Below are 16,192 nucleotides of genomic sequence, written 5' to 3' on the forward strand. Positions count from 1 at the left end.
TATTTCCTGGCGGGGTTTTGGACCGCTCCCTAGGCTTGCTCATTTTGTCTGATTGTCAGACAATCTGCGCATGGCTCTGCGATCCGGTCCACTCGTCGTCATGGCCGCCGCGGCCCTGTGGGGCACGGCGGGCACGGCGGGCGTCGTGGCCGCGGCGGACCCCGTGCCGCTCGCCGCCGCACGTCTGGTGCTCGGCGGAGCGGTGCTCGCCGCCGTGGCCGTCCTGTCCCGGCCGCGGGGCGCGAAGTCCCGGGTCGCCCCCGTTCGCTCGCGAGACGTGGCGCCCCGGCACACCGGCGACGGACGCCGGATGGGATGGGGGCCCGTGCTGGCGGCCGGCGCCGTCGCGGGCTACCAACTGTGCTTCTTCGCCGCCGTCCAGCGCACCGGCGTGGCCATCGGCACCGTGGTGGCGATCGGCAGCGGACCGGTGTTCACCGGGCTTCTGTCCTGGCTCGTCGGCCGTGAACCCCCGGCCCGCCGCTGGGCGTTCGCCACCGCCGCGGCCGTCGCCGGCTGCGCGGTCCTGGTCGGCGGAGGCGGCGTGACGGGCGGGGCGGATCCGTGGGGCATCGCCCTCGCGCTGCTCGGAGGCCTGCTCTACGCCTCCTACGCGGTCGTCGCTGCACGGGCGATCGGGCGCGGCACGGACTCGGGCGTCGTCATGGGCGTCATGTTCGGCGGAGCGGCCGTCATCATGCTGCCCGTCCTGCTCGTGACCGGCGCGGGCTGGCTCGCGCACCCGCGTGGCCTGCTCGCGACGCTGTATCTCGGTTGTGCGACGACGGCCCTGGCCTATCTCCTCTACGGAAGGGGCCTGCGGACCACCCCGGTCGCGACCGCGGCGACGCTGGCGCTCGCCGAGCCCGCGGTCGCGGCGTTGCTCGGCCTGGTCGTGCTGGGAGAGCAGCTGTCCCCGGTCTCATGGGGAGGTCTCGCGCTGCTCGGCCTGAGCCTCGCCGTCGTCGCACTTCCCGGCGGAACCGTCTCCGGCCCGGTGGACAGGGCGCCCGCGCGTCTAGGCTCGGTGCCGTGACCACGCTCAGGCCCGTCTCCACCGTCGAGGCGCTCGCCGCGGCACTGCGCGAGCGCGTGCTGTCCGGAGACATCGGGCCGGGGGAGGCGGTGACCGAGCAGGAGTCGTCCGCCCGGTACGGCGTCGCCCGTCCGACCGTGCGTGAGGCTCTCGCCGTCCTCGTCCACGAAGGGCTGCTGCGACGCGAGCGCAACCGCAGCGCGTACGTCCCGGAGGTCACGCCGGACGACCTCGCGGACCTGATGTACGTCCGGCTGCCGCTCGAGGAGTTGATGGCGGGGGCGCTGGCAGGCCGTCGCGTGTCCGAGGCGGAGGCGGCGCTGGACCGGATGGGCGGCCTGTCCGCCGACGCTCCGTGGGCCGCGGTGGTGGCCGAGCACATGGCACTGCACGAGGCGTTGATCGCCGCCGTCGGCAGCCCGCGCCTGGACCGTCTCTACGGCACGCTCGCGGCGGAGACGCGGCTCGGCCTGGTGCGCCTGCGCGACCTCTACGGAGACCGTCACGAGCTGGTGGCCGAGCACAGGGAACTGCTTCGGACGATCGCCCGGGGCCCCGAGGACGAGGCACGCCGGGCGGTGCGGGACCATCTGCGGTGGCGCGAATCGTGACCTCTCTTGCACGGAGCGCCCACAAGTCGTCACAATCGCGCCCATGCACGGCAACGCAGTGCCGGATTCCTATGTCTATGTCACCGAAGAGGGCGTCGCCCGTCACTACTCCGACGGCAGCGTCGAGGCCCTCGCGTGGGAGGACGTCGCGGAGGTCCGGGTCGGCGGGCTGGCACCGGCAGAGGACCGGCCCGACGTGCTCATCGTCCTTCTCGACCGCGACGGGGAGGGCTGCGTCGTCCCCCGGTCGGCGACCGACGCCGGCTTCCTCGCCCGGCTGAGATACCTGCCCGACTTCGACCTCGAACGGCTGCGCACGGCACTGGATTCGGCCGGCGACGCTTACGTGGTCGTCTGGCGCAGTCCCGATCCGCCTTCCCCGTTACCCGACCTCGAATACGACTGAGCCCTCCCGCTCTCAGGCGCCGTGCCGCCCGCCACCGGCACGGAACCTCTCCACCCCGGCCAGGCCTTCGGCCCGCATGGCGTCCAGCGACGCGAGGCCGTGCCGGAACTCGCCGGCCATGGCCTCGTCCTCCGGCAACCCCTCCTGCTCGAGCGCGGCCAGGCGGTCCTGACGCAGGCACACCTGGGGAAGCTCCGCGAGTTGCGCGGCGAGCGCCTCGGCGGCCTCGCGTGCCGTGCCGGCCGGGACCAGCCGGTTGACCAGGCCGATGTCCAGCGCCTCCCGCGCGGGCACGGCCCGGCCCGTGAGGATCAGATCCAGCGCACGTCCCGTGCCGATGAGGCGCGGCAGCCGCACGGTGCCGCCGTCGATGAGCGGCACGCCCCACCTGCGGCAGAAGACGCCGAACGTCGCGTCCTCGGCGGCGACGCGCAGGTCGCACCACAGGGCCAGCTCCAGACCTCCCGCGACGGCGTAACCCTCGACCGCGGCGACGACCGGCTTGGACAGGCGCATCCTGGTGGGACCCATGGGCCCGTCGCCGTCCGGTTCGACCCGGTTGCCGCGGTCGGTGCCCACCGCATGGAGGTCGGCGCCCGAACAGAACGTGCCCCCCTCGCCCCACAACACGGCGACGGACGCGCTCTCGTCGTCCTCGAACGCGTGGAACGCGTCCGCGAGCGCCGTCGCGGTGGCCAGGTCGACCGCGTTGCGGACGTCGGGCCTACTCAGGACTACGGTCGTCACCGGGCCGCGCCGGTCGATGCGTACGGACATATCGAAAATGTAGTTCCGCGCGCCTTCGGTCCCAAGTCTCCCTACGCTTGTGCGTCGGCGAGGGAGACGGCCACGTCGAACCGGCCTGAGCACAGGTTTCGGCCGACGGGGCCGCATCGAACCATCTTCCACGCCATTTCCGGACGGGTGAACCGCGGCGGTATTTCATGCTAATGGGGCACTGTTGGACCGTTCCGTCAAGCCATATCGGCCGCTTCACCGCGGCCGATTGTGGACAGTGATCACCGTTCCATCCCGTCCGGTCGCTCTTTAGTATCGATCTGGGTGCCCGGCCCTGGAACGCCTGAGTTCCCTGTGAACCGTTGGGATGCTTTATGCGTCAATCTCCTGCACACTCCAGCGACTAAGGGCGTGGTGAGATGGAAGCTCGTGCGGGGCTGCCCGAACCTCCGGTGGTTCCCCTTGACGTCGTTGTGCGGTCGTCGCCCAGCATGTGGACCGCCTCCTACCGCAAGGTTCTGGTAGCGGGCGACCTGCTCTCCGCGGTTATCGCCTTCTCCGTCGTCGAGCTCACCCGGTTGTGGGTAGGGGCGTTCATCCCGCTCTACGACATCTACTTCGGGCTCGCCCTCACGGCCATCTGGCCCTTGACCATGGGGATGGCCGGCGGATATCGCAAGCGCGCCCACGGAGAGGGCACCGCCGAGTTCCGCGCCGTCACCGAGGGCGGCGTGGGCCTGATCGCCGTCGTCGCCATCGGCGCGTACGCCACGCAGACGATGATCGCCAGAAGCTACGTCATGGCGATGTTGCCGCTCGCCATCTTTCTGACGCTGTTGTTCCGGCACCAGATGCGCAAGCGCCTGCACCGCGCCCGCACCAACGGTGAGTACATGCGGCGGGTGGTGGCCGTCGGCCACCGGGCCTCCGTCATCGACCTCGTGATGCAGTTCAGGCGTCAGCCGTACCACGGCATGCGGGTGGTGGCCGCGTGCCTGCCGTACGGAGCGGACGGAGAGCAGATGCTCGACGTCGACGGCGTGCCGGTGCTCGGCGACTTCGGCGACGTGCCCGCGATCGTCGACATGGTCGCGGCCGACACGGTCGCCGTGCTCGCGTGCCCGGAACTGGACGGCACCGCCCTGCGCCGTCTCGCCTGGGGAATCGAGTCCAGGGGCGCCGACCTGTTCGTCGCGCCCGCCCTCATGGACGTCGCCGGCCCCCGCATCAGCGTGCGGCCCGTCGCGGGCATGCCGCTGCTGCACGTGGAGCATCCCGACATCAACGGCATCCGCCAGGCCGTCAAGAGCGCGTTCGACAAGGTCGTCGCCTCGCTGGCGCTGTTCATCCTGGCCGTGCCCATGCTGGTCATCGCCGTCATGATCCGGGCGACGTCCCCCGGCAAGGCGCTGTTCCGGCAGACCAGAGTGGGACGCCACGGTCGTGAGTTCCAGGTCCTGAAGTTCCGGACGATGGTCGCCGACGCCGAGCGTCTCAAGCATGTTCTTCTTCAAGAGAACGAGTCGGACGGCGTGCTCTTCAAAATGAGGAACGATCCACGGATCACCGGGGTCGGCGGTCTGCTCCGACGCTACTCCCTGGACGAGCTGCCCCAGCTTCTCAACGTCCTGCGCGGGGAGATGTCGCTCGTCGGCCCCCGGCCGCCGCTCCCCGCCGAGGTCGCCCAGTACGGCACCGACGTCCGCCGCCGCCTCGTGGTCAAGCCGGGGATGACGGGATTGTGGCAGGTGAGCGGCAGGTCCGACCTGTCATGGGAAGAATCGGTCCGCCTCGACCTGCGTTATGTGGAGAATTGGTCCCTTATGTTGGATCTCCAGGTCTTATGGAAGACCTGGTCGGCGGTCACCCGTGGAGAAGGGGCTTACTGAGTTGAAGGCGCTCGTCCTGGCCGGCGGATCAGGTACCCGGCTCAGGCCCATCACTCACACCCAGGCGAAGCAGTTGGTGCCGGTCGCCAACAAGCCTGTCCTGTTCTACGGCCTCGAGGCCATCGCCTCGGCCGGCATCAAGGACGTCGGCATCGTGGTGGGGGACACGCAGGCCGAGATCGAGGCCGCGGTCGGGGACGGCTCGGCCTTCGGTCTCCAGGTGACCTACCTCCGGCAGGCGGCGCCGCTGGGGCTGGCGCACGCCGTCCTCATCGCACGTGACTACCTGGCCGACGACGACTTCGTGATGTACCTCGGGGACAACTTCATCGTCGGAGGGATCGACGGCCTGGTCGAGCGCTTCCGCGCCGAGCGCCCGAGCGCCCAGATCATGCTGACCAAGGTCCCGGACCCGCGGCAGTTCGGAGTCGCCGAACTCGACGCAACCGGCAGGGTCGTGGGCCTCGAGGAGAAGCCCCGTGAGCCCAGGAGCGACCTGGCCCTGGTGGGCGTCTACCTGTTCACCCCCGCGGTCCACGAGGCCGTCGCCACGCTGAAGCCGTCCGGGCGGGGGGAACTGGAGATCACCGACGCCATCCAGTCGCTGATCGACGCCGGGCACGACGTGCAGCCGGCGCTGATCTCCGGTTACTGGAAGGACACGGGCAACGTCGCCGACATGCTGGAGGTCAACCGGCTCGTGCTGGAGTCGCTCGAGCCGCGCCTGGACGGAGACGTCGAGGACTCCGAACTCATCGGCCGGGTGGTCGTCGAGGCGGGCGCCTCCGTGCGCGGCTCCCGGATCGTCGGCCCGGTCGTCATCGGCGCCGGAACCGTCATCACGGACTCCTACGTCGGGCCGTTCACATCGGTGGCCAAGGACTGCCGCATCAGCCACAGCGAGATCGAGTACTCGATCCTGCTCGCCCGTTCGTCGATCGACGGCGTCCACAGGATCGAGGCCTCACTGATCGGCCACGACGTGGAGGTCACCCCAGCGCCCAGAACGCCCAAGGCGCATCGTCTGGTGCTGGGGGACCACAGCAAGGTGCAGATCAGCTCCTGAGGGCCGACGCGCCTCAGTTCGTGCGGGCGTGCTCCTCGGCCTCGGCCTCGTACTCGAGCGCCAGGTCCTCCGGCATCTCCGCGAGGTCGGTCGAGCGCTTGAAGTCACGCAGGGTCGTGCCCGTGCACCGGGCGTCCACGTTGGGCGCCGCACGACGCGCCCGCACGTCGTCGACGTTGACCGTGCGGAAGTCGATGCTGAAGCGGGTGCGGCCCGAGGTGTTCGGGACCGTCGAGTGGAGCTGCGCACCGGAGAACAGCATCATGCCGCCGGCGTCGGGCACCACGCGAACCTGCGGGTCGAGCTCGATCTCCTCTTCCGGCTTGGGCTGCTCGCGGGTGTCCGAGTGGATGTGCTGCGAGGCCGTGACCCGGGACGAGCGGTTCCACTCGGCGTAGTCGTACCGCGCGCTGCCGTTGGCGACAGGACGGTCGAAGTACTTCGGGTGGAAGGCCATCACGTTGTCCGCGACGACCGGGTAGATCGGGATCCACCAGTTGACCTGGTTGAACGGGGCGGAGTACCAGCAGTCGCGGTGCGGGTGGAAGGCGTAGGAGATGCCCGAGGTGAGGTAGTCGTTGGAGGTCGAGGTGCGCAGGCGGGGCACGTCGAAATAGGTGCGGTCCAGCTCGCAGCCGAGCTCCTCCATGACCAGGGGCAGCAGCTTCTTGCACTGGGGATGGTGGATGAACCGGGGCTTGAGCTGCGAGAGCAGGGCCGCGAACTCCTCCACGGGCATTTCGAACTGTGCCGTCTCCGGGTCGCGGCCGCCGAACGCCTCCTCGATCAGTTCGCGCGCGAAACCGATCAGCTCCGTCGAGGACGCCGAAGCCGGGTAGACGAACACGTCGCCCTTGTAGAGGAGCGACCGCCGCGTCTCCTCGTCGACGCCACTGTTCGAGTGCACTGTGGTCATGGTGAAAGTTCTCCCTCGTCTCGCATGCCGCGTCGCATGCTAGTCACCGACAGTCGATAGGACGCGCCCGCGGGATCACCGGATTACGCGCCCGGGTCAGCCTTCGCAGGGCAGCGAACCGATTGTGGACGTGACCCGGTACCGGCTGTCGATGGTGACCAGCTTGTTACCGGACCACGTGGTGTTTCCGCAGTCGGAGTCGCTCGGCCCGTAGTCCCATGACTTGTTGACCACCAGGTTGTTCTTCGCGACGGTCCCGTCCGAGGCGCGCAACCGGATCGTGTAGGTGCCGCCGATCAGCAGGTTGTTCGTGACGGAGACGCCCGTGCTCGAGTCCACCAGGAAGACCGGCGCCGTGTGGTCGGGGGCGTCGCTCTGGTCGACGGTGTTGTGGTCGAAGATCAGGCCGTCACCGCGTCCGACCGTCTGGATGCCGTCGGAGTGGTCGCCGGAATGCGAGCACAGCTTGAGGAAGGAGTCGCTGATCTTGACGTTGTCGCCGGCGACGCTGACGCCGTCCACGTGGTTGCGGATGTGCAGGCCGGTGGCCGTGAACTGGGCGTTCCAGAGGCCCGGTGTGCTGTCACAGCCGCTCTCCGGGCCGATCGTGGAGTCCGAGATGGTGAACGGATAGATCTTCCGGTCGTACTCGTTCTTCACGTCGCCGTCGATCAGGCTGTTCCTGACGACGACGTCGGCCGCGGTGATGAGCAGGGTGCCGGTGACGTGGACGCCGTCGAGGACGGTCCCGCGCCTGGTGACCCGGTAGGTGTCGCCGGTCATGTTCGAGGCGAGCGTCTTCAGCTTCTTGCCTGCCGGCACACCCGTGCAGGTCGGCGTCGGGAAGGCCGGGCAGTTCCCGGTCGAGCCCTGTGCCTCGAGAGGCGGCTTCGGCGAGGGAGACGGCGACTTGGAGGGCGACTTGCGCGGAGTGGGCTTCGGCTTGACCGGCGTCGGAGTGGGCTCGGGGCCGCCGTCGAGCCACCGGTAGATGACGTCGACGTAGTAGTTGTAGTTCTTCGGGTTCCACTGCGTCGGGAAGCCGCCGCCCTTGCCGTAGCGGTAGACGCCGGTCTTGTCGGCCTCGGACGACAGCGGGCCGGACCGCAGCGAGGTGGCACGCGGCCGGCCCACGTAGACGCCGTTCTCCGTGTGGTACGAGACGGTGTACACGTTGCCCTTGGCCACCATGGCGGGTTCGTCGAACGTGGCCTCCTGCCACCCCGTGGCCGTCTCGTCGGTGAAGGTGACCTTGGCCAGACGGTTGCCGTCCGCGTCCCAGAGGCTGCCGGTGTGCCGGCCCTCCTCGCCGGACGCCTTGTAGAAGCGGATGCCCGCCACCCAGCCGTTGCGCGAGACGGTGAAACGCGTGCCGAGTTCGAGGGGCACGTCGTCCGCGTGCCGCGGCACGTTCATCTTGGCGGCCGGCTTCCAGAAGCTGACCTCTTTCATCTTGGGCGTCACCACCGGCGCCGCGACGACGGATCCGTCCGCGACAGCGGGCCCGTTCGCCTTCGTGGGCTCCGTGCCGCCCGTCGCCGTCTGCCACACCGCGTACGACGCCGCGCCTGCGAGGACGACGGCGAGCACGGACGCCGTGATCACTCTGGCGCGGCGCCGCGGTGAGCGGTCCTCCCCGAAATCGTGACGGGAAGAGTGCGAGTGGGCCATGTCTGGAGACCTCCGCGCCTGTGCGCCCGGTTCGATGTCGCTCTGCCGGACCGTTTTCCAACCGACCGCAGGGCCATTGGCCATTGTGACGGTAGTGATAACAGTCGCGCATCAATCTTGCCGACATTTCCCGTCCTGTCCACTTAAGACCGAAAGGGGAGCCAACCGATTCCGCGGATAAGGAGTCGCTATATCCGTTGGGCATGTCCGGAGCCGACATGCGGCAGAATCACGTCCGAGGTCTCAGTCGACAGGTTGGATCCCCAGTGAAGCTTCTCGTCACCGGTGGTGCCGGATTCATCGGTTCCCACTACGTCCGTACGGTTCTCACCGGCGGCTACCCCGCGTTCGCCGGGGCGTCGGTCACGGTCCTCGACCGTCTGACCTACGCAGGCAACCTGAGCAACCTCGCTCCCGTCGAGGGCGGCTACGACTTCGTCCAGGGCGACGTCTGCGACGCCGACCTGCTCGCCGAGGTCGTCCCCGGGCACGACGTGGTCGTGCACTTCGCCGCGGAATCGCACGTGGACCGCTCGATCGACGGTGGGGCGGACTTCGTCCGTACGAACGTCCTCGGGACGCAGGCGCTCATGGAGGCCTGCCTGGCGGCCAAGGTGAGCCGGGTGGTCCAGGTCTCGACCGACGAGGTCTACGGCTCGATCGAGACCGGGTCCTGGGACGAGAGCGCGCCGCTGGCCCCGCGCTCGCCGTACTCGGCCTCCAAGGCGGGCGCCGACCTCATCGCCCGCGCGTACGCGGTGACCCACGGCCTGCCGGTCTCGATCACCCGGTGCGGCAACAACTACGGGCCGTACCAGTTCCCCGAGAAGGTCATCCCGCTGTTCATCACCAACCTGCTCACCGGAGGCTCCGTCCCGCTCTACGGCGACGGCGGCAACATCCGGGACTGGGTGCACGTGGACGACCACTGCCGGGGCATCCAGCTCGTGGCCGAAGTGGGCGAGCCCGGCGAGATCTACCACATCGCGGGCACGGCCGAGCTGACCAACCTGGAGCTCACCAAGCGCCTGCTCGCCGAGCTCGACGCCTCCTTCGACCGGGTCGAGCGCGTCGCCGACCGGAAGGGGCACGACCGGCGTTACTCGCTGGACGACGCCAAGCTGCGCGCCCTCGGGTACGCCCCCCGGGTCGGCTTCGACGAGGGCATCTCGGAGACCGTCCAGTGGTACGTCGACAACCCGTCGTGGTGGAAGCCGCTGCGGTCGGACGCCGTCTGACCGGCGTGCCCTGACCGACGCGACTGATCGACACCCACTGACCACGGAGGCGTCAATGACCAGATGGCTGGTGACGGGAGCGGGCGGGATGCTCGGCACCGACCTCGTCGCCCTTCTCGCGCGCGAGGGCGAGGAGGCGGTCGCGTTGTCCCATGGCGACCTCGACCTGCTCGACGCGGACGCGGTCGTGACGACGGTGCGGGACGTCAAACCCGACGTCGTGGTCAACTGCGCGGCGTGGACGGCGGTGGACGCCGCCGAGGAGCGGGAGGACGAGGCGCTGGCCCTCAACGGCCACGCCGTGCGGACGCTCGCGGAGGCATGCGGGGAACGGCTCATCCAGATCTCGACGGATTACGTGTTCGACGGCTCCTCGCCGGAGCCGTACGCGGAGGATGCTCCGACGAGCCCGATCAACGCGTACGGGCGGACCAAGCTGGCAGGGGAGCAGGCCGCGCTGGCGCACGGCGGCCAGGTGGTCCGCACGGCCTGGCTGTACGGCGCGCACGGCCCCAACTTCGTCGCGACGATGAAGCGGCTGGCGGCGGAACGGGACACCGTCTCCGTCGTGGACGACCAGATCGGGCAGCCGACGTGGACCGCCGACCTGGCGGCCCAGATCGTGCGGCTCGCCCGTTCGGACGCCGCGCCCGGCGTCTACCACGGCACCAGCGCGGGCCGGACGAGCTGGCACGGCTTCGCCCGCGAGGTCTTCACCCTGCTCGGCGCCGAGCCCGAAAGGGTGCTGCCCATTCCCGCGGCGCAGTTCCCGCGTCCGGCCGCACGGCCCGCCAACAGCGTCCTGGGCCACGGCCGGTGGGCCTCCGCAGGGGTGGCCCCCCTCCGGGACTGGAGAGAGGCTCTGCGGGCCGCGTGGCCTCATCTGAGCGCCGGCTGACCCCCGGGCGAGGCCCGCGCCCGAGCCTCGCCCGGAGGCCTATCGGAGCGATTCGTAGTACGCCTGGCAGGCGGCGTAGTCGGGGAGTAACCCGGCGTCCTGGACCTCCTTGACCGACGGCGCGGCGGCGTCCTTGTCCGACAGCAGCGGCTCGGTGTCGAGCGGCCACTCGACGCCGATCGTCGGGTCGAGCGGATGCACGCCGTGCTCCCGGCCCGGCGCGTACGGCGTCGAGCACAGATAGACGACGGTCGCCTCCTCGCTGAGCGCGAGGAAGGCATGACCGAGGCCCTCGGCCAGGTAGAGCCCGCGCCGTGACTCGTCGTCCAGGCGCACCGCCTCCCACCGCAGGAACGTGGGCGAGCCGACCCGCAGGTCCACCGCCACGTCGAGGATGGCGCCGGAGACGCACGTCACGTACTTGGCCTGACCAGGCGGAACGTCGGCGAAGTGGATGCCGCGAAGGACGCCCCGCTTCGACACCGAGCAGTTGACCTGGGCGAGGTCCAGGCGGTGCCCCACCGCCTCGTGGAGGTCCGCCGCGCGGAACGACTCGAGGAAGGCGCCGCGGGTGTCGCCGTGGATACGCGGCGTGTACGTCCACAGTCCATCGATGCTCAGTGGGTCCATGCGGGAAGCATGCCACGTGATCAGCAACTTGTTACGCTTGCGGAGATGCTCCGGAAATGCCGTCGGTGGTGTTCAATTCTGGGCGGGGGGAATGTCGCATCGTCAGCGTCAACCAATCCAGCCCCAGCCGCGTCTTGGAATGCGGCAAGTAACTTGGACCTCCGAATCGGGGAGCTTGATGACGCAGTGCCGACTGTGCGGTTCGACGGACCTCGCCGGTGTCGTCGATCTCGGAGCCACGCCGCCTTGTGAGCGCTTCCTCACCGCTGACCAGCTAGAAGAGCCAGAGGTCACCTACCCGCTGCACTTACAGGTCTGCACCAGTTGCTGGCTTGCGCAGATCCCCCCGCTGATCACCCCCGAGGACACGTTCACGGAGTACGCCTACTTCTCGTCGTTCTCGACGTCGTGGGTGGAGCACGCCAGGACGTTCGTGTCCGACGCCGTCGAGCGGCTGGAGCCCTCGTTCGTCGTCGAGGTGGCGAGCAACGACGGGTACCTCCTCCAGCACGTGGTCGAGCGGGGCATCCGCTGCCTGGGGATCGAGCCCTCCGCGAACGTCGGCCGGGCCGCCGTGGAGAAGGGCGTGCCGACCCGCACCGACTTCCTCTCCCCTGAGACGGGCGCCTCCGTACGGGCCGAGCACGGCCCGGCGGACCTGGTGGTGGCCAACAACGTCTACGCGCACATCCCCGACGTCATCGGGTTCACCCAGGGTCTGCGCAACCTGGTCGCCGACGACGGCTGGGTCTCGATCGAGGTGCAGCACCTGCTCACGCTCATCGAGCTGAACCAGTACGACACCATCTACCATGAGCACTTCCAGTACTACACGGTCGCCTCCGCGCAGCGCGCGCTCGAGAGCGGCGGGCTCACCCTCGTGGACGTCGAACTGGTGCCCACCCACGGCGGCTCGATCCGGCTCTGGGCCCGGCCCGCCGAGGTCGCGGGGGAACCCAGCCGGCGCGTGCTCGACGTGCTCGACCGCGAGAAGGCCGCGGGCCTCCACGAACTGTCGGGATACACCGAGTTCGCCCAGCGGGTGGCGCGCGTCCGCCGGGACCTGCTCAGGTTCCTGATCGACGCGGCCGCCGAAGGCAAGACCGTGGCCGGCTACGGCGCTCCGGGTAAGGGCAACACGCTGCTCAACCACTGCGGCATCCGGCCCGACCTGCTCGCCTACACCGTGGATCGCAACCCCTACAAGCACGGCAGGTACACCCCCGGGATGCGCATCCCGATCCTGCCGCCGGAACAGATCGCCGCGGACCGGCCCGACTACGTTCTGGTCCTCCCGTGGAACCTGCGCGACGAACTCGTGGACCAGCTCTCCTACATCCGTGAATGGGGAGGCCGGTTGGTCTTCCCGATCCCCACTCTGGAGATTGTCTCGTGAAAGTTGTCCTCTTCTGCGGGGGCTATGGCATGCGGATGCGGGAGGGCACTCCAGGTGACGTCCCCAAGCCCATGGCCCTGGTCGGACCCCGGCCGCTGATCTGGCATGTGATGAGGTACTACGCCCACTTCGGGCACACCGACTTCATCCTCTGCCTCGGGTACGGCGCGCACCACATCAAGGACTTCTTCCTCAACTACGAGGAGACGACGTCCAACGACTTCATCCTGCGCAACGGCGAGGTCGAGCTGCTGTCGACGGACATCTCCGACTGGTCGATCTCGTTCGTGAACACCGGGATCAACTCGCCCATCGGAGAGCGGCTGCGCCGTGTGCGCGACTACCTCGACGGTGACGAGATGTTCCTGGCCAACTACGCCGACGTGCTCACGGACGCGCCGCTGCCGGAGATCATCGAGCGCTTCGAGAAGAGCGACGCCGGCGCCTCCATGATGGTCGTGCCGCCCGCGGAGAGCTTCCACTGCGTCGAGCTCGGCGAGTCCGGCATGGTCGACGGGATCACGCCCGTCAGCGACATGCCGCTGTGGGTCAACGGCGGCTACTTCGTGCTCAGGCAGGAAGTCTTCGACCACATCCCGGAGAACGGCGACCTCGTCGTCGACGGCTGCGGCGAGCTGGCCAAGCGCGGCCGGATGCTGGCCTACCCGTACCGCGGCTACTGGCGGCCGACCGACACGGTCAAGGAGCGCGTGGCACTGGACGAGGCCTACTCGCGCGGCGAGCGCCCCTGGGCGTTGTGGGAGCACGAGTGATAGGTCTGCGCCCCGCGGCCGGCGTCACGCGGATCGCGGCGCTCGCCGCGCACTGCGACGATCTGGCGATCGGAGCGGGCGGCAGCCTGTTGACCGTCTGCTCCGCGCGGCCGGGCGTCCAGGTGGACGCCCTGGTGTTGTCCGGGGGCGGCACCGAGCGCGAGGACGAGGAGCGGGCGGCGCTCGCGGCCTTCTGCCCCGGCGCCGACCTGCGCGTCACCGTGCTCAAGCTGCGCGACGGACGGCTGCCCGCGCACTGGGAAGAGGCCAAGGCCGCGGTCGAGGAGTTGCGCGCGCGGACGGAGCCCGACCTGCTGTTCGCCCCCTTCCGGGGCGACGCCCACCAGGATCACCGCGGGCTCGCGAAGCTGGTGCCGACGGCGTTCCGCGACCATCTCGCCCTCGGGTACGAGATCGTCAAGTGGGACGGTGACCTCGCGGCGCCTTCGGTCTACCAGCCGCTCACCCCCGAGATCGCCGAGGCCAAGGTGGAGCTGCTGCAGCAGCACTACGCGTCGCAGCGGCATCGCCCCTGGTACGACCGTGAAGCGTTTCTCGGGCTCGCGCGCATCCGGGGAATCGAATGTCATGCGCGCTACGCCGAGGCGTTCCACGTGAACAAGCTCACTTTGGATCTGGAGAACTGAATGCGGGTATTGCTGACCGGGCATCAGGGCTACCTGGGCAGCGTCATGGCCCCGGTGCTCACCGCGGCGGGCCACGACGTGGTCGGCCTGGACTCGGGACTGTTCGCCACCTGCCTGCTGGGGCCCGCCCCGGCCGATCCTGAGACCATCGCCGTGGACCTGCGCGACGTGGGTCCCGAGCATCTCGCCGGGTTCGACGCCGTCGTGCACCTCGCCGCGCTGTCCAACGACCCGCTCGGCGCCCTGGCTCCGGAGCTGACCTACGACATCAACTACCACGCCTCGACGCGTCTCGCGCGGCTGGCCAAGGACGCCGGGGTCAAGCGGTTCCTGTACGCGTCGACCTGCTCGGTGTACGGCGCCTCCGGCGGGGACGACCTCCTCACTGAGGACGCGCCGCTGCGGCCGGTCACGCCGTACGCCGAGTCGAAGGTGCGGGTCGAGGACGACCTGGTCGAACTGGCCGACGACGACTTCACGCCGGTCTTCCTGCGCAACGCGACCGCGTTCGGGTTCTCGCCGCGGCTTCGCGCCGACATCGTGCTGAACAACCTCGTGGGTCACGCGCTCCTGACCGGTGAGGTGCGGGTGCTGTCCGACGGCACCCCGTGGCGGCCTCTGGTGCACGCCGAGGACATCGCGACCGCCTTCGTCGAGGCGCTGGCCGCGCCGCGTGAGGCCGTCCACACCCAGGCGTTCAACGTCGGGACCGAGCAGAACAACCTCACGGTCGCCGAGATCGCGGCCGAGGTGATCGAGGCGGTCCCCGGCTCCACGCTGGCGATCACCGGCGAGGCGGGGGCCGACCCCCGGTCGTACCGGGTGGACTTCAGCAGGATCAGGGCGGCGATGCCGGGCTACGAGGCCCGCTGGACGGTCAAGGCCGGCGCGGTCGAGCTGATCGACGCCTACCGCAGGTTCGAGCTGACGGCGGACGCGTTCACCGACAGGTTCACCCGTCTCGCGTGGCTGTCCCACCGCCGGGAGGCCGGCTCCATCGACGCCACCCTGCGCCCATGACTCCACAGGAGATGCACGCTCTGGTCGAGCGTCTCTACCCGCTGTGCCGGAGCATCACCGGCGACGGCGTGCGGAGCACGCTCGACATCGTGGGCGAGTCGATCCCGCTCGAGGTGACGGAGGTTCCCACCGGAACCGACGTGCTCGACTGGACGATCCCCCGGGAGTGGAACATCCGTGACGCCTATATAAAGGACGCCACGGGCAGGCGGGTGGTCGACTTCGCGGAGTCCAACCTCCACGTGGTCGGCTACAGCGTCCCGGTCTCGGCCACGATGTCGCTGGCGGAGCTGCGGCCGCACCTGCACACGCTGCCGGACCAGCCCGACCTCATCCCGTACCGGACCAGCTACTACTCCGAGACGTGGGGCTTCTGCCTGGCGGAGAACACGCTGAAGGAGCTGCCCGAGGGGCAGTACGAGGTGCGGATCGACTCGACCCTGGCCCCCGGCCACCTCACGTACGGCGAGCACGTGATCCCCGGGCAGGTCGCGGACGAGGTGCTCATCTCCTGCCATGTGTGCCACCCCTCGCTGGCCAACGACAACCTCGCCGGCATCGCGGTGGCGACCGCGCTGGCCCAGCGCATCGAGAACCCCTACTACACCTACCGGTTCCTGATCGCGCCCGGCACCATCGGCGCGATCACCTGGCTCGCGCTCAACCGGGAGCGGGTCGACCGGGTCAAGCACGGCATCGTGCTGGCCTGCGCGGGCGACCGCGGCTCGCTCACCTACAAGCGCAGCAGGCGGGGAGACGCCGAGATCGACCGCGTCTTCCGGCATGTGCTCGCCGGGCGTGACCACACCATCGTGGACTTCACGCCGTACGGCTACGACGAGCGGCAGTACTGCTCACCCGGGTTCAACCTCGGCGTGGGCTCGTTGACGAGGACTCCGTACGCGGGCTACCCCGAGTACCACACCTCGGCCGACAACCCGGACTTCGTCTCCCCTGAGGCGATGGCCGACACCCTCGAGACCTTGTGGGACGCGGTCGGAATCCTCGAGCGCAACCGCAAGTACCACAACACCAGCCCCTACGGAGAGCCCCAGCTGGGCAGGCGCGGCCTCTACGGATCTCTGGGCGGGCGTAGTGACACACAACAAATCCAAATGGCCATGCTCTGGGTGTTGAACCTCTCCGACGGCTCACACAGCCTGTTGGACATCGCAGAACGATCCACACTCCCCTTCACTGTGGTGGCGGACGCGGCTAAGGCTCTACACGGTGCCGGCTTGGTGAAGGAATAGGTGA

General features: G+C 69.3%; 16 protein-coding genes. 12 read left to right on the plus strand and 4 right to left on the minus strand.

From position 1 onward, the window contains the following. Positions 1 to 70: 70 nt before the first annotated feature. From Pka01_RS07650 to Pka01_RS07660, 3 genes are read left to right on the plus strand one after another with little or no spacing between them, the layout of a single operon-like run. Positions 71 to 1,036, plus strand: a complete 966-nt coding sequence (locus Pka01_RS07650) for a DMT family transporter (RefSeq protein WP_203881888.1) — start codon at positions 71 to 73, stop codon at positions 1,034 to 1,036. Next, positions 1,033 to 1,647: a GntR family transcriptional regulator gene (locus tag Pka01_RS07655; RefSeq protein WP_239114812.1), complete on the plus strand. Its 615-nt coding sequence runs from the start codon at positions 1,033 to 1,035 to the stop codon at positions 1,645 to 1,647. The genes Pka01_RS07650 and Pka01_RS07655 overlap by 4 nt, the downstream gene beginning before the upstream one ends. 43 nt (positions 1,648 to 1,690) lie before the next feature. Continuing rightward, positions 1,691 to 2,053, plus strand: a complete 363-nt coding sequence (locus Pka01_RS07660) for a hypothetical protein (protein WP_203881890.1) — start codon at positions 1,691 to 1,693, stop codon at positions 2,051 to 2,053. A 12-nt stretch (positions 2,054 to 2,065) separates the two neighbouring features. Here Pka01_RS07660 and Pka01_RS07665 read toward each other — a convergent pair whose 3' ends face one another. Next, positions 2,066 to 2,830, minus strand: coding sequence for a crotonase/enoyl-CoA hydratase family protein (locus tag Pka01_RS07665; protein WP_203881891.1), 765 nt, complete (start codon positions 2,828 to 2,830; stop codon positions 2,066 to 2,068). Positions 2,831 to 3,210: 380 nt separating this feature from the next. Between Pka01_RS07665 and Pka01_RS07670 the strand changes: the two genes are divergently transcribed. Then, positions 3,211 to 4,680 (plus strand): sugar transferase, encoded by a 1,470-nt coding sequence (locus tag Pka01_RS07670; RefSeq protein ID WP_203881892.1) that lies wholly within the window; start codon positions 3,211 to 3,213, stop codon positions 4,678 to 4,680. Position 4,681: 1 nt separating this feature from the next. Next, positions 4,682 to 5,746: a glucose-1-phosphate thymidylyltransferase gene (locus tag Pka01_RS07675; protein ID WP_203881893.1), complete on the plus strand. Its 1,065-nt coding sequence runs from the start codon at positions 4,682 to 4,684 to the stop codon at positions 5,744 to 5,746. Between the two features lie 13 nt (positions 5,747 to 5,759). Here the strand turns inward: Pka01_RS07675 and Pka01_RS07680 are convergent, their stop codons facing one another. After that, the gene (locus Pka01_RS07680; RefSeq protein WP_203881894.1) at positions 5,760 to 6,662 is read right to left on the minus strand and encodes a phytanoyl-CoA dioxygenase family protein; all 903 of its coding nucleotides are present in this window, start codon (positions 6,660 to 6,662) and stop codon (positions 5,760 to 5,762) included. A gap of 96 nt (positions 6,663 to 6,758) precedes the next feature. Beyond that, positions 6,759 to 8,333, minus strand: coding sequence for a DUF4082 domain-containing protein (locus Pka01_RS07685; protein ID WP_203881895.1), 1,575 nt, complete (start codon positions 8,331 to 8,333; stop codon positions 6,759 to 6,761). 266 nt (positions 8,334 to 8,599) lie between these two features. Here Pka01_RS07685 and rfbB point away from each other — a divergent pair, with 266 nt between their 5' ends. Further along, positions 8,600 to 9,571 (plus strand): dTDP-glucose 4,6-dehydratase, encoded by a 972-nt coding sequence (rfbB, locus tag Pka01_RS07690; RefSeq protein WP_203881896.1) that lies wholly within the window; start codon positions 8,600 to 8,602, stop codon positions 9,569 to 9,571. A 55-nt stretch (positions 9,572 to 9,626) separates the two neighbouring features. Next, positions 9,627 to 10,469: a dTDP-4-dehydrorhamnose reductase gene (gene rfbD / locus Pka01_RS07695; protein WP_203881897.1), complete on the plus strand. Its 843-nt coding sequence runs from the start codon at positions 9,627 to 9,629 to the stop codon at positions 10,467 to 10,469. A 39-nt stretch (positions 10,470 to 10,508) separates the two neighbouring features. On the opposite strand, the gene rfbC is transcribed toward rfbD, so the two are convergent. Next, a complete protein-coding gene (gene rfbC / locus Pka01_RS07700) occupies positions 10,509 to 11,099 on the minus strand; it encodes a dTDP-4-dehydrorhamnose 3,5-epimerase (RefSeq protein ID WP_203881898.1) in 591 nt (196 codons plus the stop codon). Between the two features lie 178 nt (positions 11,100 to 11,277). On the opposite strand from rfbC, the gene Pka01_RS07705 reads away from it, so the two are divergent. Genes Pka01_RS07705 through Pka01_RS07725 form a run of 5 tightly spaced genes read left to right on the plus strand, consistent with a single transcriptional unit; the run spans position 11,278 to position 16,188 of the window. Further along, a complete protein-coding gene (locus Pka01_RS07705) occupies positions 11,278 to 12,495 on the plus strand; it encodes a class I SAM-dependent methyltransferase (RefSeq protein ID WP_203881899.1) in 1,218 nt (405 codons plus the stop codon). Further along, positions 12,492 to 13,268 carry a sugar phosphate nucleotidyltransferase gene (locus tag Pka01_RS07710; RefSeq protein ID WP_203881900.1) on the plus strand — a complete coding sequence of 259 codons (777 nt, stop codon included), beginning with the start codon at positions 12,492 to 12,494 and terminating at the stop codon, positions 13,266 to 13,268. The genes Pka01_RS07705 and Pka01_RS07710 overlap by 4 nt, the downstream gene beginning before the upstream one ends. Then, positions 13,265 to 13,915, plus strand: a complete 651-nt coding sequence (locus tag Pka01_RS07715) for a PIG-L deacetylase family protein (protein ID WP_203881901.1) — start codon at positions 13,265 to 13,267, stop codon at positions 13,913 to 13,915. Before Pka01_RS07710 ends, Pka01_RS07715 begins: the two co-directional genes overlap by 4 nt. Then, on the plus strand, positions 13,916 to 14,935 hold the full coding sequence (locus Pka01_RS07720; protein WP_203881902.1) for an NAD-dependent epimerase/dehydratase family protein: 1,020 nt from the start codon (positions 13,916 to 13,918) through the stop codon (positions 14,933 to 14,935). Further along, complete coding sequence (locus Pka01_RS07725) at positions 14,932 to 16,188, plus strand: DUF4910 domain-containing protein (RefSeq protein ID WP_203881903.1); 1,257 nt, start codon at positions 14,932 to 14,934, stop codon at positions 16,186 to 16,188. The genes Pka01_RS07720 and Pka01_RS07725 overlap by 4 nt, the downstream gene beginning before the upstream one ends. Positions 16,189 to 16,192 lie beyond the last annotated feature (4 nt).

It is taken from the genome of Planotetraspora kaengkrachanensis (assembly GCF_016862895.1).
GTDB classification, from domain to species: Bacteria; Actinomycetota; Actinomycetes; order Streptosporangiales; family Streptosporangiaceae; genus Planotetraspora; species Planotetraspora kaengkrachanensis.

What these genes read in the sequence shown, in the direction of transcription:
- rfbD (WP_203881897.1), top strand. Translation starts at nt 9,627, where the DNA reads ATGACCAGATGGCTGGTGACGGGAGCGGGCGGGATGCTCGGCACCGAC.
- Pka01_RS07720 (WP_203881902.1), top strand. Translation starts at nt 13,916, where the DNA reads ATGCGGGTATTGCTGACCGGGCATCAGGGCTACCTGGGCAGCGTCATG.
- Pka01_RS07670 (WP_203881892.1), top strand. Translation starts at nt 3,211, where the DNA reads ATGGAAGCTCGTGCGGGGCTGCCCGAACCTCCGGTGGTTCCCCTTGAC.
- rfbC (WP_203881898.1), bottom strand. Translation starts at nt 11,099, where the DNA reads ATGGACCCACTGAGCATCGATGGACTGTGGACGTACACGCCGCGTATC.
- Pka01_RS07705 (WP_203881899.1), top strand. Translation starts at nt 11,278, where the DNA reads ATGACGCAGTGCCGACTGTGCGGTTCGACGGACCTCGCCGGTGTCGTC.
- Pka01_RS07685 (WP_203881895.1), bottom strand. Translation starts at nt 8,333, where the DNA reads ATGGCCCACTCGCACTCTTCCCGTCACGATTTCGGGGAGGACCGCTCA.
- Pka01_RS07665 (WP_203881891.1), bottom strand. Translation starts at nt 2,830, where the DNA reads ATGTCCGTACGCATCGACCGGCGCGGCCCGGTGACGACCGTAGTCCTG.
- Pka01_RS07725 (WP_203881903.1), top strand. Translation starts at nt 14,932, where the DNA reads ATGACTCCACAGGAGATGCACGCTCTGGTCGAGCGTCTCTACCCGCTG.
- Pka01_RS07660 (WP_203881890.1), top strand. Translation starts at nt 1,691, where the DNA reads ATGCACGGCAACGCAGTGCCGGATTCCTATGTCTATGTCACCGAAGAG.
- Pka01_RS07680 (WP_203881894.1), bottom strand. Translation starts at nt 6,662, where the DNA reads ATGACCACAGTGCACTCGAACAGTGGCGTCGACGAGGAGACGCGGCGG.
- Pka01_RS07650 (WP_203881888.1), top strand. Translation starts at nt 71, where the DNA reads ATGGCTCTGCGATCCGGTCCACTCGTCGTCATGGCCGCCGCGGCCCTG.